This window comes from Streptomyces zhihengii (assembly GCF_016919245.1).
GTDB classification, from domain to species: Bacteria; Actinomycetota; Actinomycetes; order Streptomycetales; family Streptomycetaceae; genus Streptomyces; species Streptomyces zhihengii.
In genome coordinates this window covers 3,790,684-3,812,005 of record NZ_JAFEJA010000001.1, presented here as the reverse complement: position 1 = coordinate 3,812,005, position 21,322 = coordinate 3,790,684, and the positions used below count along the sequence as shown (strand labels likewise).

Sequence of the window (21,322 nt, the reverse complement as noted above, 5' to 3'; positions counted from 1 at the left end):
CCCCCGGCATCGCGCCGGGGTCCGGGGTACGGGCCCGGGGTTCACGGCCGCAGTGTCGCCTCCAGGCTCCGGCCGTAGCGGTGACGGGTCGTCACCTCGACGCGGGTGCCGCCGGGCACGGGGACGGCGCGGACGCCCGGGTCGGCGTGGACCGCCCGCAGCCGGCGGCCGTGCAGGGTGACCGACACGGTGTCGCGCTCCGTCGTGGGGTCGGCGACGGCGAGCGAGGTCGCGCCGTCCGGGGTCCTGCGGACGAGGACGGACGCCGGGCCGTCGACCGCCAGGCCCGCGGTGCGGTGCGTCCCGGGCGTGAAGGTGTTCACGGCGAGCAGCCCGAGACGGGCGTGGCGGACGGCCTGGAGCCGGGTGGTGTTGGCGAGCACCGTCAGCGGTCCGCCCGCGTACGACCGCAGCCGGCGGGCCGTGGCACCCGGCACCAGCGCGTAGGCGAAGGAGACCGGCGGGCCGCCGGCCCGCTGGTCGACGCCGAGGGTGAAGACCTGCCTGGTGACCGGGGTGTCCGGGTTGGTGAGCCGTACCGTCCGGCGGCTGCGGGTCACGGTGGCGAGGCCGGCGGTGACGGGCGGACCGGAGAGCAGGGCGTAGCCGACGGCGGTGTCCTCGGCGGGATCGGCCCAGCGCAGCCAGGCCAGCGGTGCGGTGCCGGTGCCCTCCCAGGGCGCGCCGCCGCGGAGTTCGCCGGTGAGGGCGACCTCGGTGTCCGGTGCCGCGATCCGGGTGTCGAGGGTGGTGGTCACCGGCCGGCCGGCCGGGTCGCCCACACCGGCGGCGAGCACGACGATCTCGTCGTCGAACATGAACCACGACTTGGTGCCCCGCGCGCCGCGGTGGGTGACGAAGTCGTCGGGCAGCAGCCCGGCGCGGTCCGCGGCGTACGCGGCGTCGTCGCCGAGGACCATCGCGGCGGTGCCGTACGCGCCGAGCCGGGCCCCGCCCGAGTGGGCTTCGGTGCCGCGCGGGAAGTAGACGTAGGTGTTCTGCGCCTCGGAGGAGGCCGTGAAGCCGCGCTCCGGGTTGTCGTACCAGAGGGTGCCGTACAGCTCGGGGACGGTGCGGCGGGGTTCCACGGGGGCGGTGACCCCGGCGAGCCGCAGCGGGTCGACGACGGTGAGGTGGTCGATCCCGTACACGCGGCTCTGGTCCTGGCCCGACAGGTAGAGGTGGTGGGCGCCGTCGCCCTGGAACCAGGGCGTCAGGTTCTCGCCGCTCATGTACTCGTACCTGCTGATCCGCGAGGAGGTGCGGGACAGCGCGAAGGTCCAGCCGGGGCGCCGGTGGACGGTCCGGTCCATGGCGTTGAAGGCGGCGTGGTGGGCGGGCGGGGTGAGGTCCCGCGCCGGGACGGAGGAGGCGAGGACGTCGGCGTAGCGGGCGACGCTCACCGGGGAGACGAAGGCGGCCGGGTTCAGCGGGGCCGGCGAGGTCCCGTGCACCTGCTTGACCCAGCCGGCCAGGGCCTCGGCCTCGCCGGGCGGCACATGGGCGCAGAGGTCGACGACGGCCTCCACGACGGCCGCGGTGTCGGCGTAGCCGGTCCCGGTCCGTGACACCCCCCGGCCCTTGACCGCCTCCATCATCCAGCCCTCGTGGATCAGCGGGGCGAACCCGTCGGTGACCCAGCGGCGCACCGTGCCGGGAAGCTCGCCGCCGCCCGACCAGCCCGTCCCGTCGAGGATCTTGACGGTCTGCACGACCCGCGTCAGCAGCCCCTTGCCGTACGAGCCGGTGTAGGCCACGGAGGCGTGCTGGATGAAGGAGCCGTCCGCGTAGAAGCCGTCGGTGACACCGTGCCGCAGCTCGTACGGGTCGATGGTGGCGAACACCGTGAGCTGGTCGGCGACGGCCTTGGCGATCCGGGCGTCGTCGCCGAGCACGGCTCCCTGGAGGATCCGGTTGGTGGTGATGTCGGCGAGGTTGGCGCCGGTGTGGAAGCGGGAGTCGAGATCGACGTCGCCGTCGCTGCCGTTGCGCAGATAGGCGTCCATCGACGCGGTGTAGACGGCCGGCAGGTCGGGGCGGTGGGCGGCGATCTCGTCCCGCAGCAGGACCAGGCACTTGCCGACCTGGGTGGAGATGCCGATCTCCCAGGTGAACCAGTTGCCGTAGTAGCCCCGGGACTGGTCGCCGTACCAGGTGTCGTGCAGCCGGACCAGCGCGTCGATCACCCGCGCGGCGACCGCCCGGTCGCCGCGCACCCGGGACGGGGCGGGGCCGGGGGCGCGGACGGCGAGCGCGATCTCGCAGAGGTACTGGTACGTCCGCGCGAGGTCCGGGTCGCTGGTGCCCAGCGGCATGCCGCGGAAGATCTCGCCCGCTCCCGCGCCGTCCATCGCGGCCAGCCGGGTCAGCGCCGTCGCCTCGACGGCGGCGAGCTTGGCGGCGACCTCGGGCCGGGCGTTGGACTCCTCGGTCCCGGCGAACACGGCGAGGGTGTTGGCCAGCAGCCGCGCCCGGTCGGCGGCCCCGCCCGCGGCGGCGGCGCCCGGCGGTGGCGCGGCCTGCGCTCCGGGGGCGGCCACGGCGAGCACGGTCGCCGCGGGGAAGAGGGACAGCAGGGCGCGACGAGAGAAGTGCACCGGACGCTCCAGGGGGTCGGCGGGTTCGGCCGGAAAGCGCTTGCGGCGCATCCAAGCAACGGGTGGGGGCGGTGTCAACGGTGACGGACCGGTCCGCGGGCACCGCGGGCTTGGCAGCGGCGCGGCGCCGGAGCACGCTGGAGACATGGCCGGTACCCCGCCGATCGTCGTGCACCGGATCTCCCCCACGGGCGGCCGGCGCGTCACCGTGCGCGGCCGGATCATGGGGCTCGCCCACTCCGACGAGGAGGTGCTGGCCCTGATCCGGCGCGCGGGCGGGACGGGCCCGGTGTCGCTGGAGGACCCGACCGCGGTGGAGTGGACGGGCGGGCGGCCGCACCAGTACGAGCCGCTGGAGCTGCTGCCCTGAGCGGCGCCCGGGGCGCGGAGCCCGCTGCCGGTGGAGGCGGTTGCGGCCGGCCGATCGGCTCGGCGCCGGGCACGACGTCGGACGGAGTCTTCACGGAAGCCCCGGCCGGTCCGGTCGCCGGCGGGGACACGCCGACCGTACGGAACCTCGGGGTGGACGCGGCGGACTGACGGGGCCGCGGGCCACCGCCCGCGCCGCGGCGGTGAGGGGACGAGGGCCCCGGCACCGAAGGTGACCGGGGCGCTCTCGTCCGCGGAACCGGCTGCGGTGGCGACACTCCCCCGAGTGTGGCGTACCACGCCGAGCACCAGCGGGCCGGATCCGACGACGTCATACAAACAGCGGTCTCCAACAGATCGCTAACATGTGGCCAACGCTCAGGACGGGGGGAGGCTCCGAGGCCGCGACACGGGAGGAGACGGCATGCGATTCGGTCTCCTCGGTGTGCCCGCGCTCCTCGACCCCGCGGGCCTCCCGCACCACCTCGGCAGTGCCAAGGTCCGCGTGCTGCTGGTCACCCTGCTGCTGCGCGCCAACAAGGTCGTCCCCGTCCACGAGCTGAAGGCCGCCCTGTGGGGCGACGAGCCGCCCGCCTCCGCCCACGCCTCGCTGCACAACCATGTGACCCGGCTGCGCAGGCTCCTCGCGGAGGACGACCGGCTGCGGGCCGTGGCCCCCGGCTATGTGCTCCGGGTCGCCCCCGGCGAACTCGACAGCGACGTCTTCGAGGAGTGCGTGGCCCGTGCCCGCACCGCCTACGGCCGCGCCGAGTGGGCCGAGGTCGTCACGACCGCGCGGACGGGCCTCGGCCTGTGGCGCGGCACGCCGCTGGACGGGGTGTACGGACCCGACGAGACCCGGCCCGCGCTGGTGCAGAAGCTGGGCGAGGCCCGGCTCCAACTGCTCCAGTGGCGCTACGACGCCGAGCTGGAGCTCGGCCGCCACGACGGACTGGCACCCGAACTGGCCGCGCTGGTGGCGGAGTTCCCGCTGCGCGAGGCGTTCCACCGGCAGCTCATGCTGGCGCCCTGCACCGCACGGGCCGGCAGGCCGAGGCGCTCGGCGTGTACCGGGCGCTGCACCGCACCCTGGTCGGGGAACTGGGTGTCGACCCGGGCCCCGCGGTCCGGGAGGCGCACGCCGAGGTGCTGCGCGGGCCCTTCGGCGCCCTCCGCCCGCCGGTGCCGCGAGCCGACCACAGATTCGCCGACGGAGCCTGAAACATTTCCCCCGCGCCACCGCGTCAGTTCAAGTGGAGGCGGTGGACGGGGGACCCGGTGCACCGCCGGGGGCGGCGCCGACGGGCGCCGCCCCGGTCACGGGGGAGGAGCACGGCGGGTATGAAAGCGTCCAGAGCCGAGCAGTACCGGGATTTCGCGGCCGGCCGGGCCACCCATCTCTACCGGTCGGCGTGCCTGCTGACCGGCGGCGACACCCATCTCGCCGAGGACCTGGTGCAGGAGACCCTGGGGCGGATGTACCTGGTGTGGGGGCGGATCTCCCGCATCGACAACCCGGCGGGCTACGCGCAGACCGTGCTCGTCCGCGCCTTCCTCACCCACCGGCGCCGCCGTTCCGCCGCCGAGCGGCCCGTCGGCGACCTCCCCGACTCCCCGCCGGCCACCGGGGACGACCCCGATCTCCGGCTGGCCCTGCTCGGCGCGCTCGGGACGCTCGCGCCGAAGGACCGGGCGGTGGTGGTGCTGCGGTACTGGGAGGACCGCAGCGTCGAGGAGACCGCCGAGGCCATGCAGGCCAGTCCTGCGGCCGTGCGCACCAGGACGGTGCGGGCGCTGGCCAGGCTCCGCGAGCAACTGGGCGGCAGTCTCGTGGAGTTCGCCTCCCGCTGAGCCCGGGCCGCCGAGCCCGGGCGGACACGCCCACCGGCGGGCCCCGGGTCCGCCGCACACAGCACACCGGCGGACGCCCGCAGGGCCCGCCGCACACGACACACCGGCGGACGCCACCGGGGCCCGCCGCGGAGAACACCTTTCACAGGCAGATCAGAGAGTGAGGTACCCCGTGCCCTTCGAGGACGAGATCGGCGACGCGCTGCGCCGCACCGGCGAGACGATGACCCCGGCCGACCGGCTCCGGCTGGTCGAGGGCGGCACGGCCCGGGGCCGGCGCAAGCTGGCCGTGCGCCGGGCGACCGTCGCCGGCAGCGTGCTGGCCCTGGCCGTGGTCGGGGTGGGCGGCGGCCACGCCGCGGGCCTCCTCGGCGGCGGCGCCGACCGCGCCGACGGCCGCGCCGCCGTGGCCGCGGAGGGCGGCACCGGGCAGTCCGGTCCCACCTCGCCGCCCGCGGGCGCCGAGGGGGCCGTCACCGCGGAGCAGATGCTGAGGACGCTGACCGACCTGCTCCCGGCCGGGGACCTCGCCGGCAAGGACGGCCGCGGCAGCGCCAAGGAGGGGTCGTCCGCCCCGTACGCCTCCGTCGTGTTCGACGACGGCGGCGGTGCCGCACGGATCTCGCTGAGCCTGGGCCGGATCGATCCGGGGGGCGAGTCGGCCGCGTCCATGGTCGCCTGCCCGTCGAAGGCGCTCGTCGACTTCGACGAATGCCGGCAGGAGACCCTCTCCGACGGCTCCCGCTACCTGTTCGTGCAGGGCTACGTGCACGACCGGGACCGGGGCGCGAAGCAGTGGCGGTCCACTCTGCTCACGCCCGCGGGCGTGCTGATCGACGCGAGCGAGTACAACGCCCCCGAGGAGAAGGGCGCGGCGGTCACCCGGGCGGACCCGCCGCTCACCCCGGCCCGGATGAAGTCCCTGGTCACGGCGGACGAATGGGATCCGATCGCCGCCGCCTACCAGGCCGAGGCGGGCGCACCGCCCGAGGAGGGGGCCGGTGGTCCGGGCGGGCCGTCGGGGGAGAAGACCGTCGCCGCGCTGACGGGCCTGCTGCCCAGCGGACTGGCGGTCACGGACCGGGGCGGCGAGCCGGGTTACGCCTACGTCGTGGTCGACGACGGCAAGGGGGCCTCCTTCGTCCAGATCAACGTCCAGCCGGGCATGTCGGATCTGGCCGGCGACTTCGCCGGGGGGACGACGCTGCCCGACGGGACGCTGCTGCGCGAGACCCAGGACGGCGATCCCGACCAGAAGGGCGGCGCGGGCTCGGTCGGCTGGACGGTCGACACCCTGCGTCCGGACGGACTCCGGGTGGTGATCATGGCGTTCAACGCGCCCGCCCAGGGCCGGGACGCCTCCCGGGCCGAACCCGCCCTGACGATGGCCCAGTTGAAGGGCATCGTCCTCGACCCGGTGTGGACCGGCCTGGGCTGACGCGCGATGGACGGGCGGTGGGCGCGCGGTTGCCGCGCGCGCCCGCGCGGCCAGCAGGATGGCCCCGGACCTGCCGGAGACCGCCGCAGGGACTCCCCACCCCCTGCCGTCACCGTCCGAACAAGGAGCGCGTCACCGTGACGAACGTCGCCGTCATCTACTACTCGGCCACCGGGAGCGTCCACAGCCTGGCCGTCGCCGCCGCCGAGGCCGCCGAGAAGGCCGGCGCCGAGGTCCGGCTGCGCCGGGTCGCCGAACTGGCCTCCGAGGAGGCCGTCGCCTCCAACCCCACCTGGGCCGCCCACCGCGACGCCACCCGGGACGTGGCCGTCGCGGGCCTGGAGGACCTGGAGTGGGCCGATGTGCTCCTCTTCGGCACCCCCACCCGCTACGGCCTGCCCGCGGCCCAGCTCAAGCAGTTCATCGACGGCACGGGCACCCTGTGGTTCCAGGGCAAGCTGGTGAACAAGGTCGTCTCCTCGTTCACCTCGACGACGCAGACCCACGGCGGCCAGGAGAGCACCCTCCTCGCCCTCAACAACACCTTCTACCACTGGGGCGCGATCATCGTGGCGCCCGGCTACGCGGACGCCGTGCAGTTCGACATCAAGAACGGCAACCCGTACGGCACCAGCCATGTCGCCTACCACCAGGACCTCCCCGGCGCGGAGAACCTGGCCGCCGTCGGCTTCCAGGCCCGCCGCGCCGTGGAGATCGGCACCGCGCTCCGGCGCGGTCTCCGGGCCGCGGCCTGACCCCGGCCGACCCGCCCGTTCCCGTCTCCCCCGACGGACGCGGGCGGGTCGGCCGGCTCACTCCTTCGCGTCGGCGTAGCAGCCCACCACCGCGACGGTGAACGGGAAGCGCACCGGCGTCTCGCCGAAGGCGATGCGCCCCGCGAGCTCCCCCGCCTCCCGGATCGCCCGGGCGACCTCGTCCGCCTCCTCGGCGGGGCAGTGCACCACCACCTCGTCGTGCTGGAAGAACACCAGCTCCGCGCGGAGCGGCGCGATGGCCCTGCGCAGCGCGGCCAGCATCAGCAGCGCCCAGTCGGCCGCGCTGCCCTGCACCACGAAGTTCCTGGTGAAGCGGCCCCAGGCGCGGGAGTCGGAGGTGCCCGTGCGCCCCGGCGCCTCCTCGCCCTCCTGCGGGATGCCCGCCTCCCCGTCCTCCTCCGCGCCCGGCGCGCGGGGGCTGGTGCGGCCGAGCCACGTCCGGACGACGCGGCCCTCCTCACCGGCCCGGGCGGCGTCGTCGACATAGGCGACGGCCCGGGGGAACCGGCGCCGCAGCGCGGCCAGGTTCTTCAGGCCGTCCCCGGAGGTCTGCCCGTAGACGGCGCCGAGCAGCGCCAGCTTGGCGTGCGCGCGGTCCCCGGAGAAGGCCCGGTCCGACAGGGCCGTGTAGAGGTCGCCCTCGTGGCCCGCCACCTCCATCAGGCCCGGGTCGCGGGAGATCGCCGCCAGCACCCGGGGCTCCATCTGGTCGGCGTCGGCCACCACGAGACGCCAGCCCTCGTCCGCGACCACGGCACGCCGGATCACCTTCGGGATCTGGAGCGCGCCGCCCCCGTTGGTCGTCCACCGGCCGGAGACCGTGCCGCCGGGCACGTACTCGGGGCGGAAGCGGCCGTCGCGCACCCAGTCCTGGAGCCAGCTCCAGCCGTGGGCCGTCCAGATGCGGTACAGCTTCTTGTAGCGGATCAGCGGCTCGACGGCCGGGTGCGCGATCCCCTCCAGCTCCCAGCGCCGGGTGGACCCGACCTTGATCCCCGCCCGGGCGAAGGCCCGGACGACGTCCGCCGGCAGATCCGGCCGCACCCGGTGCCCGAACGCCGCGGACACCTCGTCGGCCAGCTCCGCCAGCCGCCGCGGCTCGCCGCCGCCCGCGTACCGCTCGCCGAGCAGCTCGCCCAGCACGGCGCGGTGGACGTCGGCCCGCCAGGGCAGCCCCGCCCGGTGCATCTCCGCGGCCACCAGCATCCCCGCCGACTCGGCCGCCGTGAGCAGCCGCATCCGCCCGGGGTGCGCCGTCGCCCCGTGGCGGCGCTGCTGGTCGGCGTACACCTCCAGCAGCGCCTCCAGGGGCACATCGGGCTGGAGCGGCTCGAAGAGCGGTGACTGGGCGCCGGGGACGGCCGCGCGGGCGGGCGGGTCCGGCGGGACGGGGGCGTTGTGCAGCCGGGCCCAGGCCGCGGCCGCCGAGCGGGGCTCTCCGAGCCGGCCCTCGTGGCCGAGCAGCAGCAGCTCGGCGTCCTCGATGTCGTAGCAGCGCTCGACGCGCACCCCGGCGGCGAGCAGCCGCGGGTAGACGCCGGCCGTGGCCCGCCACACCCAGCGGCCGACCCCGGGCCGCGAGCGGACGGCCTCCGCCAGGTCCGGTTCGTCGAGGACGGGCCCCGCGGGCAGGCCGTCGGGGCCGAGGGGGACGAGGCGGGCCCCGTCCCCCTCGGCCGCCGCCACGGCCCACCGCTCGTCCATGGGTTCGAGTGTGACAGCCGGGTCGGACATCGCCGGGGCGACGCCACGGGCGGGCGCCCGCGAGCCGCCGCACACGGCGGCCGGTGCCGCCCCGACGCGGCCCGGGGCCCCGCGCCGGCCGGGCACTCCCGGTGCGGCGCCCCCGCCCGGCGTCCTCCGCCCCCGCCCACTGCCCCGGCACGGCGCCGCTCCCGCCCCGGCCCCCGCCCGGTACGGCCCACCGCCCCGGGCCCGCCCCGGCGCTCCCGCCCCTCAGGGCTCCAGCCGGCGGATCACCCGGGCCGGGTTCCCCACGGCGAGCACCCCGGCCGGGAGGTCCCTGGTGACCACGGACCCGGCGCCGACGACCGTGTTCTCGCCGATCGTCACCCCGGGGCAGACGATCACCCCCGCCCCGAGCCACACGTTGTCCCCGACGGTCACCGGCTCGGCCCGCTCCCAGCCCGCCCGGCGCCGCTCGGTGTCCAGTTCGTGGGTGGGGGTCAGGAGTTGCACGCCCGGACCGATCTGGACGTCCGACCCGACGGTGATGGGCGCCGCGTCCAGGAACACGGCGTTGAAGTTGACGAACGTACGGTCCCCGACGCTGATGTGGTAGCCGAAGTCGCACTGGAACGGCGGCCGGATCCGCACCCGGCGGCCCAGCGACCCGAACAGCTCGGACAGGATGCCCTCCCGGTCCGCGGGGGCCGCGCCGCCGCCCGCGTTGTACGCCGCGCACAGCGCGAACCGCCGCTCGGTGTCGGCGGCGAGCTCCTCGTCGTCCGGCAGGTACCACTCGCCGGCCAGCATCCGGTCCTTGTTCACTCCCATGTGCGCGTTCCTCTCCCGTCACCGGTGTCCGTAGGATCGATCCTGCTACGCGGCCGTGCACCGGACGGCCGTTTCACCGGGGTGGGGACCTTGACATGGCTGACGTGACACGGCGCCTCGCGCGCGGAGCGGTCGCGGCCGCCGCCGCGCTGCTGCTGGGCGCGGCCGCGGCGGCGTGCGGCGCGCAGGCCGAGCCCGACCGCAAGGCGGCGGGCAGCGGCGATCCGGCGGCCCCGAGCACGTCGCCGCGGGCGGGGGACGGCACGCGCACCGAGGTGAGGAAGGCGGGATCGGTGGGCGCGGAGACGTCCGCCTGCCCGCTGCCGGTGGTCTTCGACCTCGCCGAGGGCTGGAGCCCGGAGGCCGTCGCGCACGAGCCGGACGGCGAGTTCGCCGCCCTGCTGGAGCAGGGGCCGGTCTCGCTGCGCTGCGAGATCGACGCCAAGCCGGCCGGCCACATCGGCTTCCTGCGCGTCTGGGCCGGCGGCGCGGCGGGCGACGACCCCCGCGCCGCGCTGGAGGCGTTCGTCGCCGACGCGGCCGCCGACCGCGAGGACGAGGTGTACACGGAGACGAAGGCCGGCGCCTACGACGCGGTCGAGGTCCGCTACCTCAACACCGGTGAACTGCTCGACGCGCCGAAGCGGGAGCGGGCGTTCGCGCTGACGACACCGGACGGCGTGGTGGTCGTGGACCTCGGCGGACTGGACAGCGAGGAGCACGAGCAGATGCTGCCCGCCTACGAGTTGGCCAGAAAGAGCCTGCGCGACTCCTGATCCGGACACCGCCGCGGCCCGGTCCGCGGCGCCGGAGCACGTCGTCGCACTTCGTGCCCCCGTACGCCTGCCGCAAAAGCCCCTCTCCCCGTACGCTCTGATGCCAAACGGACGGCTGTTCCGTCCGGAAAGCGTGCCCACCGTCCACGGGGCACACTGTGACCGAGGCGCGGACGAGCGCGACGGGAGGCCGTACGGTGAACGGGGGCAGTCGCAGACGACGCCTGACCAGTCGGCTCTCGGCCAGCGGCGCGTCCGTGGCACCGTCCGGAAGCCGCGGCCTGCGCGACCGCCGGGGCCGCGGCCGCCCCGAGCCCGACCGGACCACCACCAGCGGCCGGCTCGCCTGGCTGAACTCCGCCAGCACCCGCATCGGCACCACCCTGGACCTGGAGCGGACGGCCCAGGAGCTGGCCGGATTCACCGTGCCCCGCTTCGCCGACGCGGCCGCCGTCGACATCCTGGAGGACGTGCTGCGCGGCGAGGAGGGGTCCCGCTGGACGGGCTCCGGCATCCCCGCCAGCCGCGCCATGGCGGTCTGCGCCGTCGACTCGCTCGCCTCGCTGGAGCCGACCCCGGTGGGCGTGACGATCAACCGCCCCGAGACGGCGCACGAGACCCTGCTCCACCGCTACTGCCTCAGGCAGGGCAAGCCGGTGCTGGTCAGCCGCATGGGCGACGCCGACTTCGCGCGGGTGGCGCCCACCCCGAGCGCCGCGGACAAGATGCGGCGCGCCGGGGTGCACAGCTATCTGGCCGTGCCCCTGATCGCGCGCGGGGTCCTGCTGGGCACGGCCGACTTCGTGCGGGCCGCCGGCAGCCGGCCGTTCTCCACCACGGATCTGGCACTCGCCGAGCAACTCGCCTCCCGGGCCGCCGTCTTCATCGACAACGCCCGCCTCTACGGGCGCGAGCGCGAGCATGTGATCACCCTTCAGCGCAGCCTGCTGCCCCGCGCCACACCCCTGACGCCGGGCCTCGACGTGCACGCGGAGTACGCGCCCGCCGTCGCCGCCCGCGGGGTCGGCGGCGACTGGTACGACGTCATGGCGCTGCCCGGCGGCCGGACCGCCCTGATGGTCGGCGACGTGATGGGCCACGGGCTCCCGGCGGCCGCCACCATGGGACGCCTGCGTGCCGTCGGCCGGACGCTGATGACCCTGGACACCGCCCCGGAACGCATCCTCGCCCGGCTCGACCTCGCCACCCGCGACCTGGAGGACGAGCAGGTCGCCACCTGCCTCTGCGCCGTCTACGACCCGGCCGACGGCAGCTTCACCTTCGCCAGTGCCGGGCACCTGCCGCCGCTGATGCTCGACGGTCGGGGCGGCGCCGCCTTCCTCGACGTGCCCATCGGGGCGCCGCTGGGCGCCGGCGTCATCCCGTACGACCCGCTGCGGGTGACGGCTCCCGAGGGGAGCCACCTCGCGCTCTACACCGACGGACTGGTCAAGAACCGCACCGACGACGTGGACGTCCAGCTCGACCGGCTGCGGACCAAGGCCATGGCGCTGGGGCCGGGCCGGCTGGAGGAGGGCGAGCTGCTCGCCGAGGCGCCCAACGCCTTCCGGATCGACGAGGCGGTGCTGCTCGTCGCCGCGACCACCCCCGAGCCGGGCGACGACCTGAAGGTGTGGACGCTCCCCCGGGAGGGGAACGTCGCCTCCGTGGCCCGCCGCCTGGTCAGCGAACAGCTCGGCGCCTGGGGCCTGTCGGACCTGACGGACGTCAGCGAACTGGTCGTCAGCGAACTCGTCGGCAACGCCCTGCGCTACGGCAACGGCCCCGGTCAGTTGCGCCTGCTGCGCGGCGACCGCCTCACCGTCGAGGTCTCCGACACCGGCCCGGACCTGCCCCAGATCCAGCACGCCGACGTCAGCGACGAGGGCGGCCGGGGGCTCCAGCTCATCAACATGCTCTGCCGGCGCTGGGGTTCCTGCCGCACGGTCACCGGCAAGGTGGTGTGGGCGGAGCAGAACATCGCCCCCCAGGCGTACTGACGGCCGGCGGCGCCGTCCGGCTCCGGGGGTGTCGGTCCCGCCCCCCGCCGGGCCGGCCCCACCGCGCCGGCGGCCCGGCGCGGTGGGGCCGGCCCCGTCACCGGGTGCCGGCGCGCGGGCAGGCCGCCGTCGCGCAGGTCACGGCGATCACCGCGCACACGCCCGCGGCCGACGCCGCCGCCCCCCACGGGACCTCCATCGCCACCGGCGCGCCCAGCGCCGACAGCGCCGCGGCCATGCCCGCCAGGTCGACCGCCGCCACCAGGGCGCCGAGCACCGTGCCCACGGCCACCGCGAGCAGGGCCTCGCCCGCGACCGTCCGCAGCACCTGCCCGCGGGTGGCGCCCGCGAGCCGGAGCGAGGCCGTCTCGTCCCGGCGGGCGGCCGTCGCCATCAGCAGGGTGCCCGCCAGGCAGACGGCCGTGTAGACGAGCGCGATGCCGAGGACGACGAGCAGCCCGAGGCGGGTCTGCGGACTCGTCCGCGGATGGACCGCCGCCGCCCAGGCGTCGGCGGTGCGGACGGTGCCCCCGGTGGCCGCCCGCAGGGCACGCGCCGCACCGGCCCGGTCCGTGCCGGGGGCGAGCCCCACGTCGATCCGGTCGACGGCCGTGCCCGGGGCGTTGGCGGCGGTGACGAAGACCGCGTCGCCGCCCGCGCCCGCGGCGAGCACGGCGGCGATCCGCAGGCGCGCGGGCCGGCCGTCGCCCAGCCACACGGCGACGTGCTCGCCCACCGTCCGCCGCTCCCACTCCTCGCTCACCACGATCGACCCGTCGTCGAGACCCCGGACGTCACCGGCGACGACCGGCAGCCGGGCGAGGCCGGCGAAGGCGGCCGGGTCCGTCACCGCGCGTGCCCCGTACCGGATCAGCGCGGTGTCCTCCTCGCGGACGAAGACGCTCGTCGGCGCCGAGGCGGAGACCTCCGCGCCCTCCAGGCGGGGGGCCGGGAGCGCTTCCCCGGTCACGACGAGCTGCGCCGCGGTGCTCTGGCGTGCCTCGGCCGCCCGGGACGCCGTCACCGTCCCGGCCGAGCCGAGCAGCGAGCCGGCGAGCGCCACGGTCACCAGCACGGGGGCCGCGACCGCCGAGGTGCGCCGCACCGAGGCGGCCGTGTTCTCGCGGACGAGCAGGCCGACACCGCCCCGGGTCACCGGCAGCAGCCGGACGACCCGGCGCACCAGCAGCGGGGAGAGCAGGGCGACCGCGCTGATCAGGAGCATCGGCCGGGTGACCCAGCTCTTGCGCCCCAGCAGGTCCGCCGGGTCGGTGGCGAGCCCCCACACCAGCAGCCCGGCGCCCGCGACCGCGAGGACGGCTCCGGTGACGAGCCGCCCGCGCGGCAGCACACCGGTGTCCACGTCGGCGTCGCGCAGCGCCTCGGCGGGCCCGACCCGGCCCGCCCGCCGCGAAGCCGCCCACACCCCGGCCACCGCGACCAGCAGCCCGGTCCAGAACGCGGCGTGCAGCGGCCAGTGCACCCCCGCCCGGACGGCGAACCAGCCGGGCGCCACCTCCCCCTCGACCAGCAGGCGCCCGAGCGGCGGCGCGCCCAGCGCGCCGAGCACGCACCCGGCGGCCGACGCGGCCGTCCCCATCACCAGGGCCTCGGTGAGCAGCACCCGGCGCACCTGGCCGGGGGTGGCGCCGGCGGTGCGCAGCAGCCCGAACTCCCGGCGGCGCAGGGCCACCGCGAAGGCGAAGGTGGAGGCGACGACGAAGACCGAGACGAAGGCGGCCACCCCGCCGGCCGTGCCGAGCAGGGCGTTCACGGCGACCAGGGCCTGGGCGTCCTGCCGTGTCCGGGCGTCGGCGCGCGCCCGGTCGTCGCCGGTGAGCACCTGGGCACGGCCGTCCACCAGGGCGCGGACCGCGCCGGCCGGCGCGTCGACACCGACGGCGTCCGGCCCGCCGGCGCGGACCACGGTCCCGAGCGTGCCCAGGTCGCGGACGAGCGCCTCGTCCACAGGGTGTGGACGGTCCAGCGGCTTCGACACCTCGGCGGTGCCGGGGCCGCGCCGCACCTCGACGGTCAGCGTGTCCCGGCCCATCACCACCACCGGCGAGGAGGCGAACCGCTCCGGCGCCCGCCGCGGGGCGTCGAAGGTCGAGGCGAGGCCCAGGCCCATGGTGGTGAGCAGGCCGACCCCGAGGGTCAGCGCGAGGAAGCTCGCGAGGAAGGTGGCCCAGCGGGCGCGGAGTCCGGCGAGGGCGACGGTCAGCACGCGACGGCCTCCAGTCCCGCGAGACGGGCGGCGACGGCGTCGGCAGCCGGGGCCGCCATGTCCCCCGCGACCCGCCCGTCGACCAGGAACACCACCCGGTCGGCGAAGGAGGCGGCCACCGGGTCGTGGGTGACCATCACGACGGTCTGCCCCTCGCCGTCCACCAGGCTTCTGAGCAGGGCGAGCACCTCCCGGCTGGTGACCGTGTCCAGGGCGCCGGTCGGCTCGTCGCCGAACAGCACGGCGGGCCGGGTGATCAGCGCGCGGGCGAGGGCCGTGCGCTGCTGCTGGCCGCCGGACAGCTGCGCGGGCCGGTGCCCCGCGCGGTCCCGCAGGCCGACCCGGTCCAGCGCGTCGAGCACGGCGGCGCGGGCGGGCCGCCGGCCGGCCAGACGCAGCGGCAGGGCCACGTTCTGCGCCGCGGTCAGGGAGGGGATCAGGTTGTACGCCTGGAACACGAAGCCGACGCGCTCCCGGCGCAGCAGCGTGAGCCGCCGTTCGCTCAGGCCGCCGAGGGCGGTGCCGTCGATCTCGACCTGTCCGGAGGTGGGGCGGTCGATGCCCGCCGCGCAGTTCAGCAGCGTGGACTTGCCGGATCCGGACGGCCCCATCACGGCGGTGAAGGTCCCGCGGGCGAAGTCGAGGCGGACGCCGTCGAGCGCGGTGACGCCGCGGTGGACGCGGCGGAGATCGGTGAGCCGTACGGCGGGTGGGTTCATGCCCCCAAGGCTTCCGTCCGGACGCGTGCCGGTCACGGCCACGAAGGGGCGTCCCGGGGGTAGTGCCTGCCCTACCCCCGGACCCCCCGTGACACCATCGCCTGTGTGAGCACGGTCGAGAAGGCGCTGGCCGCGGCGCTGTACGCGGAGGGCGACGACGCCCTGGACACGGCGGCGTCCCTGCTCGCCGCCGACCCCGCGGCCGACGCGGAACTGGACCGGCGCGGTGAGCTGCTGCTGCGCGGGGCCTGGGAGCGCGGCTGGCAGCCGGAGGACGTCGCCCGGCTGGTCCGGCGCGATCTGGACGAGGCGCACGGCCGTCTCTTCGCCGGGCTGGCCCTCGCCGAGTCCGTGTCCTACGGCGACCGGCTCCCGCCGCGCTGGCGGGCCCAGCTCGCCGGCCTGGAGGGCCGGGAGCCCTACCGGGCGGACCGTTTCACCCGCGCCACCGCGGTGCTGGAGCTGTACCGGCTGCTGGCCCGGCTGCCGCGCGTCGAACCGGTCGCCCCGCCGCCCGGCGGCGCCCCGCTCGGCGCGCCCGCGGCCGCCCACGAGCCCCGGATGCTGACCCGGGTGCGGGCCCTGCTCGCCAAGGCGGAGGCGACGGGCTACCCGCAGGAGGCCGAGGCGCTGACGGCGAAGGCGCAGGAGCTGATGGCCCGGCACAGCATCGACGAGGCCGTGCTGGCCCACGGCGCGCCCTCCGCCCGGGCGCCGTCCGCCTGCCGTATCGGCGTGGACGCCCCCTACGAGACGGCGAAGGCGGTCCTCCTCGACGCGGTGGCCGGCGCCAACCGCTGCAAGGCCGTGTGGAACAGCGCGTTCGGCTTCTCCACGGTGGTCGGCTTCGAGGGGGACCTCGAAGCCGTCGAGCTGCTGTACACCTCGCTCCTGGTGCAGGGCGCGACGGCGATGACGGTGGCCGAGTCGGCCCAGCGCGCGGGCGGCCGCAAGCGCACCAAGACCTTCCGCCAGTCGTTCTGGACGGCCTACGCGGCCCGTCTCGGCGACCATCTCGCCGCGGTGGCCGAGGAGATGGTGACCGGCGAGCTGCTGCCGGTGCTGGCCACCCGCGAGCTGGCCGTGACCGACCGCACCGACCGGATGTTCCCGCGGACGACCACGACCCGGGTGCGCGGCGCGACGGACGCGGAGGGCTGGCGCGACGGCACGTCGGCCGCGGACCGCGCCCGCCCCGCGGGGCCGCCCCGGCCCCGGCTGCGGGGCCGCGAGGGCTGAACCGCCGGGCGGCCACGCCCCGCCGTCGGCTGAGCCGGCCGGGGGACCGGCCCGACGTCGGCCGAGCCGACGGGCCGGGCACGGTCCGGCCTCGGCTGAACCGGCGGGCGGCCACGCCCCGGCCTCGGCTGAACCGGCGGGCGGCCACGCCCCGCCGTCACATGTCGGTGCGGACGACGACGACCAGCGTGCGGGGCCCGTGGACGCCCTCCACCCGCTCCAGTTCGATGTCGGACGTCGCGGAGGGGCCGCTGATCAGCGTCGTCGGCCGGCCGGGGACGACGCGGGCGAGGGCCTCCGGCACCCCGGCCTCCACCGCCGACAGGTCCACCACGCACACGTGCAGGTCCGGTACGAGCGACAGGGCCCGCCGGCCCTGGTCGGGCGAGGCGTCCAGGAAGACGGTCCCGGTCTCGGCGCAGCCGGCGGCCGACGCGGTGACCACCCCGTCGAGCGATTCGAGGTCCCGGGGCGGCACGTCGGAGGAGTCCTCGCGCACCTCCCCGTCCCAGTCGGCGAGCCAGCTCCGGTCGAGCCCGGCCGGCACCCCGATCCGGCGCGCCCCGCGGTCGGCGAGCGCCCGGGCCACGGCGGCCGCCGTGCCGTCGGCCGTGCAGGTCAGGACGGTGGCCCGGTAGTCGGTGAGCCGGTCCGTGAAGAGGGCCAGACGCTCGTCGTCGGGCAGCCGCCGCCCGGTCCGGTACGCCCGGGGCACCGCGGTCTCCCGGGGCGGGGCGAGTGCGAGCGCGTCGCGGACGCGGCCGAGCACGGTGTCGCGCGCGCCGCTGCCGCCGGTGGTGCCGCTGGTCACTGGTCCTCCTGGTCGTCGCCGCTCGTCCGCCGCTCCGCACGCCGCCGTTCGCCCTCGCGGGCCGCGTCGCGCAGGGCCGCCGCGCCCTCGTCGGAGGCGAACCAGTCGCGGAAGGTGTGCTTCGGGGGCGCGGGGGTGTCCCGGGTGTCGCTCCAGCCGGAGAAGGGCGCGGGGAGGCGGCCGATGGTGCCGTCCCGTCCCGCGAGGGCGCGGCCCAGCCGCGCGGTGCGCTGCGCGGCCGTCCAGAGCCGGGGGCGTCCCATGACGGCGGCGGCGGCCCGCATCGCGAGCCGTTCCGCGGAGCGGCCCGACTCCTCGGTCTTCTGGTGCCGCAGCTCGACCAGCAGCGAGGGGATGTCGATCTTCACCGGGCAGGCGTCGTAGCAGGCGCCGCACAGCGTCGAGGCGTACGGCAGCGAGCTGTTGGGATCGTCGTCGGCGGCGTGCATCCCGGCGAGCTGGGGCGTGAGCACCGCGCCGATGGGGCCGGGGTACGTGGACCCGTAGGCGTGGCCGCCGACCCGCTCGTACACCGGGCAGACGTTGAGACAGGCCGAGCAGCGGATGCAGTTGAGCGCCTGGCGGCCCACCGCGTCGGCGAGCGCCGCCGTCCGCCCGTTGTCGAGGAGGACCAGGTGGAAGTCCTGGGGGCCGTCCCCCTCGGTGACGCCCGTCCACAGGGAGGTGTACGGGTTCATCCGCTCCCCGGTGGAGGAGCGGGGCAGCAGCTGGAGGAAGACCTCCAGGTCCTGGTGGCGCGGCAGCACCTTCTCGATGCCCATCACCGTGATGAGGGTCTCGGGCAGGGTCAGGCACATCCGGCCGTTGCCCTCGGACTCGACGACGCCCAGGGTGCCGGTCTCGGCGATGCCGAAGTTGGCCCCCGAGACGGCGACGCGGGTGGTCATGAACTTCTCGCGCAGGTAGGCGCGCGCGGCGGCGGCCAGATGCGCGGGGACCGAGTCGAGCGACGGGTCGACGCCCGGGATCTCCTTCAGGAAGATCTCGCGGATCTCGTCGCGGTTGCGGTGGATCGCCGGCACCAGGATGTGCGAGGGCCGGTCGTGGCCGAGCTGCACGATCAGCTCGGCGAGGTCCGTCTCCCACGGGGTGATGCCCGCGTCCTCCAGGTGCTCGTTGAGCCCGATCTCCTGGGTGGCCATGGACTTGACCTTGATGACCTCGTCGCTGCCGGCCGCCTTCACCAGGCGGGTGACGATCGCGTTCGCCTCCGCGCCGTCACGGGCCCAGTGCACGGTGCCGCCGCGTTCGGTGACCTTGCGCTCCAGTTCCTCCAGCAGCTCGGGCAGCCGGTTCAGGGCGTCGGTCTTGAGCGCGGCGCCGGCGTCGCGCAGTTCCTCCCAGTCCGGCAGCTCGCCCGTCACGGCGAGCCGCTTGCCGCGGATCGTGCCGGTGGCGCGGCCGAGGTTGCGGCGCAGCTGCTCGTTGCGCAGCTCGCCGGCGGCGGCACGGGGGAACGCCTCCTCGCCGCGGAGGTTGCCGTCGCCGTACGGGACGCGCGGCGGGCGGGCGGGCATGCCGAGGAAGGTGCTCCCGGTTCCCCGGGACTCCGGGCGGCTCATCGGACGGCCTCCGTCAGGGCGTACGGCGCGGTGCGCGTGGCGGCGAGGACCTGGGCGAGGTGGAGCGTGCGGGTGCCCGCCCCGATGCGGGAGAGCCCGCCGCCGATGTGCATCAGACAGGAGGAGTCGCCCGCCGTGCACACATCGGCGCCGGTGGCGGTGACGTGGCGCATCTTGTCCCGCAGCATCGCGGCCGAGGTGTCGGCGTTCTTGAGCGCGAAGGTCCCGCCGAAACCGCAGCAGGAGTCGGCCTGTTCCAGCTCCACCAGGTCGATGCCCTCGACGGCCCGCAGCAGCCGCAGCGGCTTGTCGCCGACCCGCAGCATCCGCAGCGAGTGGCAGGTGGGGTGGTAGGTGACCCGGTGCGGGAAGTACGCGCCGACGTCCGTCACCCCGAGGACGTCCACCAGCAGCTCGGAGAGCTCGTACGTCTTCGCCTTGACCCCGGCGACCGCGGTGCGCAGCGCCGGGTCGCCGTAGCGCTCGGCGACGATCTCGTGCTGGTGGCGCACGGAGCCCGCGCAGGATCCCGAGGGCATGACCACCGCGTCGACGGAGGCGTCGCCGAAGGTGTCGGCGAAGTTGCGCACCAGGGGCACCGGTTCGCGCTGGTAGCCGGTGTTGACGTGCATCTGGCCGCAGCAGGTCTGCTCCGGCGGGAACACCACCTCGTGGCCGAGCCGGGCCAGGAGGAGAGCGGTCGCCCGCACCGCGTCGGGGAACAGGGTGTCCCCGAGACAGGTGGCGAAGAGTCCGATACGCATGGCGGGTCTCCACGGGAAAGTTTGGTCCGACCATATTAGCGACGGACCACCGAACCGCAAGGACCTGCCGCCGTGTGGTCGGACCTTTCTCGCGCCGAGCCGCCCGGGAGGCCGGCCCCGGACGCAGGGTGCGGGGCCGCGGGGCTCCGTGAGGTCTCAGTCCCCGGACGGCGGGTCGGCCACCAGTCCGCCGTGGAAGCCGCGGATGTGGCGCTCCGCGAGCGCCGCGGCCCCGGCGCCCTCGCCGGCCCGCACCAGGCGCAGCAGCTCCGCGTGCTCGGCGGCGAGCGCCGACGCGGCGGCGGGCCAGTCCTCCGCCGCCTCCAGGGCGCGCAGGATCAGCGGCCGCACGGACTCCCGCACGGCGGAGGTGAGCGTGGAGGTGAGCTGGTTGCCGGAGGCCCGGGCGACCAGCACATGGAAGCGGGTGTCCAGGTCGTTGAACCGCTCGACGCCGATCCCCGGGTGCTCCATGGCCGTCACCAGCGCCCCGAGTTCCTCCAGTTGCTCCTCGGACGCGTTGCCGGCGGCCGCCTCGAAGCTGGAGCGTTCCAGGACGACGCGGGCCTCCAGCATGTCCTGGAGGGTGTAGCTGCCGAGGGCGAAGTGCAGCCGCAGCAGTCTGCCGAGCGCGTCGTCCGGGTTGCGGACCATCCGGGCCCCGGAGTCCGGGCCCCGGCCCGCCTGCGCGGTGAGCACGCCGATGGTCTCCAGCACCCGCAGGGCCTCGCGCAGCGCGGAACGGCTGACACCGAGGACGGGGGCGAGCTCCCGCTCGGGCGGGAGGCGGTCGCCGGCCTTGAGCTCACCGGAGAGCACCCGCTCCTCGATGGTCTCCAGGACCAGTTCGTGCGTGCGGGACTGCCGCACGGGGTGCCATTCGGCGGCCATCCGTAACTCCCGGCTCGGTGGGTGGGCGGCGCTCGGCGGTGTGCCCGGAACGGGCAGAACTATGTCACACACCCATAATGGTCCGACCACACGCGCGACGGCGAAGGGCCGCGGCCTCCCGGGGAGGCCGCGGCCCTTCGGCGGGCGGTGCCTCGCGGCGTCGCCGCGGGCGCCCGGTGTGTCAGGAGGTCGGCAGCGCCGTCGGCAGTCCCTCCGGCAGCGACGCCCCGTCGCTCTTCTTGAGGGTGTCCTTCTTGCCGGCGTCCCAGGAGACGACCAGGGTCGTGCCGTCGTTGGACTCGATCGCGCCCATGGTGCGGTCGGTGTTCCCGTCCGCGCACTTGAGGGAGAGCATCTGGCCGCCGTGGTCCTCGACCGCGCCGGTGCAGGCGTGGCCGTCGGCGAGCAGCGCCGCCTTGCCGTCCTTGACGGACAGGACCACCGGCTTGGCGTCGGTGACCCCGGCCCAGGTGCCCTCGATGTCGCGCGGCTTCTGCGCCTCGTCGCCCCCCTGCCCGGCGGACTCGGTGGGCGAGGCCGACGCCTTGCCCTGGTCGCCGCCGTCGTCGCCGCTGCCGCATCCGGTCAGCGCGAGTGCGACGACGAGTCCGGCGGCAGCGGCCGCGACGCGTACGGGCTTGAGCACGTTTCTGTCCCCCTGATCGATGGCACGACGGCGTCAAGCTACCAGGGACCCCGGGGCGTCAACGGGGCGCGCTGAACGGACGGTCAGTTGCGGGGCCGTACGCTGCGGTGGGCGGAAA

The 21,322-nt window shown here is 76.0% G+C and carries 18 protein-coding genes and 1 pseudogene; 9 read left to right on the top strand and 10 right to left on the bottom strand.

Annotated elements, in window-relative coordinates; translation table 11 throughout:
* Positions 1–41: 41 nt before the first annotated feature.
* Positions 42–2,597, bottom strand: coding sequence for a polysaccharide lyase family 8 super-sandwich domain-containing protein (locus tag JE024_RS15995; protein WP_205374234.1), 2,556 nt, complete (start codon positions 2,595–2,597; stop codon positions 42–44).
* Positions 2,598–2,742: 145 nt separating this feature from the next.
* Here JE024_RS15995 and JE024_RS15990 point away from each other — a divergent pair, with 145 nt between their 5' ends.
* The 6 genes and pseudogenes from JE024_RS15990 (at position 2,743) to wrbA (ending at position 7,010) form a co-directional block, all read left to right on the top strand.
* A complete protein-coding gene (locus tag JE024_RS15990) occupies positions 2,743–2,967 on the top strand; it encodes a hypothetical protein (protein ID WP_205374233.1) in 225 nt (74 codons plus the stop codon).
* Between the two features lie 423 nt (positions 2,968–3,390).
* A pseudogene (locus JE024_RS15985) lies at positions 3,391–3,936 on the top strand (AfsR/SARP family transcriptional regulator); the annotation flags it as partial.
* A complete protein-coding gene (locus JE024_RS42290) occupies positions 3,876–4,187 on the top strand; it encodes a BTAD domain-containing putative transcriptional regulator (protein WP_372449867.1) in 312 nt (103 codons plus the stop codon). The pseudogene JE024_RS15985 and the gene JE024_RS42290, both read left to right, overlap by 61 nt.
* A 120-nt stretch (positions 4,188–4,307) precedes the next feature.
* Positions 4,308–4,817, top strand: a complete 510-nt coding sequence (locus JE024_RS15980; RefSeq protein ID WP_205374232.1) for a SigE family RNA polymerase sigma factor — start codon at positions 4,308–4,310, stop codon at positions 4,815–4,817.
* Positions 4,818–4,989: 172 nt separating this feature from the next.
* Positions 4,990–6,255, top strand: coding sequence for a hypothetical protein (locus tag JE024_RS15975; RefSeq protein ID WP_244882880.1), 1,266 nt, complete (start codon positions 4,990–4,992; stop codon positions 6,253–6,255).
* A gap of 137 nt (positions 6,256–6,392) precedes the next feature.
* Positions 6,393–7,010, top strand: a complete 618-nt coding sequence (gene wrbA / locus JE024_RS15970; RefSeq protein ID WP_205374231.1) for an NAD(P)H:quinone oxidoreductase — start codon at positions 6,393–6,395, stop codon at positions 7,008–7,010.
* Between the two features lie 57 nt (positions 7,011–7,067).
* Here wrbA and JE024_RS15965 read toward each other — a convergent pair whose 3' ends face one another.
* Entirely contained in the window at positions 7,068–8,735 is a 1,668-nt protein-coding gene (locus JE024_RS15965; RefSeq protein ID WP_205374230.1) for a bifunctional 3'-5' exonuclease/DNA polymerase, read from the bottom strand.
* 252 nt (positions 8,736–8,987) lie between these two features.
* Positions 8,988–9,548 (bottom strand): sugar O-acetyltransferase, encoded by a 561-nt coding sequence (locus JE024_RS15960; protein ID WP_205374229.1) that lies wholly within the window; start codon positions 9,546–9,548, stop codon positions 8,988–8,990.
* Positions 9,549–9,643: 95 nt separating this feature from the next.
* On the opposite strand from JE024_RS15960, the gene JE024_RS15955 reads away from it, so the two are divergent.
* A complete protein-coding gene (locus tag JE024_RS15955; RefSeq protein ID WP_205374228.1) occupies positions 9,644–10,324 on the top strand; it encodes a lipoprotein in 681 nt (226 codons plus the stop codon).
* 257 nt (positions 10,325–10,581) lie between these two features.
* The gene (locus JE024_RS15950) at positions 10,582–12,324 is read left to right on the top strand and encodes an ATP-binding SpoIIE family protein phosphatase (RefSeq protein WP_244882879.1); all 1,743 of its coding nucleotides are present in this window, start codon (positions 10,582–10,584) and stop codon (positions 12,322–12,324) included.
* Positions 12,325–12,421: 97 nt separating this feature from the next.
* Here JE024_RS15950 and JE024_RS15945 read toward each other — a convergent pair whose 3' ends face one another.
* Positions 12,422–14,551 (bottom strand): FtsX-like permease family protein, encoded by a 2,130-nt coding sequence (locus JE024_RS15945; protein ID WP_205374226.1) that lies wholly within the window; start codon positions 14,549–14,551, stop codon positions 12,422–12,424.
* Positions 14,545–15,270, bottom strand: a complete 726-nt coding sequence (locus JE024_RS15940; RefSeq protein ID WP_205374225.1) for an ABC transporter ATP-binding protein — start codon at positions 15,268–15,270, stop codon at positions 14,545–14,547. The genes JE024_RS15945 and JE024_RS15940 overlap by 7 nt, the downstream gene beginning before the upstream one ends.
* Positions 15,271–15,375: 105 nt before the next feature.
* Here JE024_RS15940 and JE024_RS15935 point away from each other — a divergent pair, with 105 nt between their 5' ends.
* Entirely contained in the window at positions 15,376–16,509 is a 1,134-nt protein-coding gene (locus tag JE024_RS15935) for a DUF2786 domain-containing protein (protein WP_372449811.1), read from the top strand.
* Positions 16,510–16,666: 157 nt separating this feature from the next.
* Here the strand turns inward: JE024_RS15935 and JE024_RS15930 are convergent, their stop codons facing one another.
* The 5 genes from JE024_RS15930 to JE024_RS15910 all read right to left on the bottom strand — a co-directional run bounded on the left by JE024_RS15930 (position 16,667) and on the right by JE024_RS15910 (position 21,204).
* Complete coding sequence (locus tag JE024_RS15930; RefSeq protein WP_205374224.1) at positions 16,667–17,320, bottom strand: LutC/YkgG family protein; 654 nt, start codon at positions 17,318–17,320, stop codon at positions 16,667–16,669.
* Positions 17,317–18,903 (bottom strand): lactate utilization protein B, encoded by a 1,587-nt coding sequence (locus JE024_RS15925; protein ID WP_205374223.1) that lies wholly within the window; start codon positions 18,901–18,903, stop codon positions 17,317–17,319. Before JE024_RS15925 ends, JE024_RS15930 begins: the two co-directional genes overlap by 4 nt.
* On the bottom strand, positions 18,900–19,667 hold the full coding sequence (locus tag JE024_RS15920) for a (Fe-S)-binding protein (protein ID WP_205374222.1): 768 nt from the start codon (positions 19,665–19,667) through the stop codon (positions 18,900–18,902). The genes JE024_RS15925 and JE024_RS15920 overlap by 4 nt, the downstream gene beginning before the upstream one ends.
* Before the next feature lie 156 nt (positions 19,668–19,823).
* Complete coding sequence (locus JE024_RS15915; RefSeq protein WP_205374221.1) at positions 19,824–20,558, bottom strand: FadR/GntR family transcriptional regulator; 735 nt, start codon at positions 20,556–20,558, stop codon at positions 19,824–19,826.
* 181 nt (positions 20,559–20,739) lie between these two features.
* Entirely contained in the window at positions 20,740–21,204 is a 465-nt protein-coding gene (locus tag JE024_RS15910) for a hypothetical protein (protein ID WP_205374220.1), read from the bottom strand.
* Between the last annotated feature and the right edge of the window lie 118 nt (positions 21,205–21,322).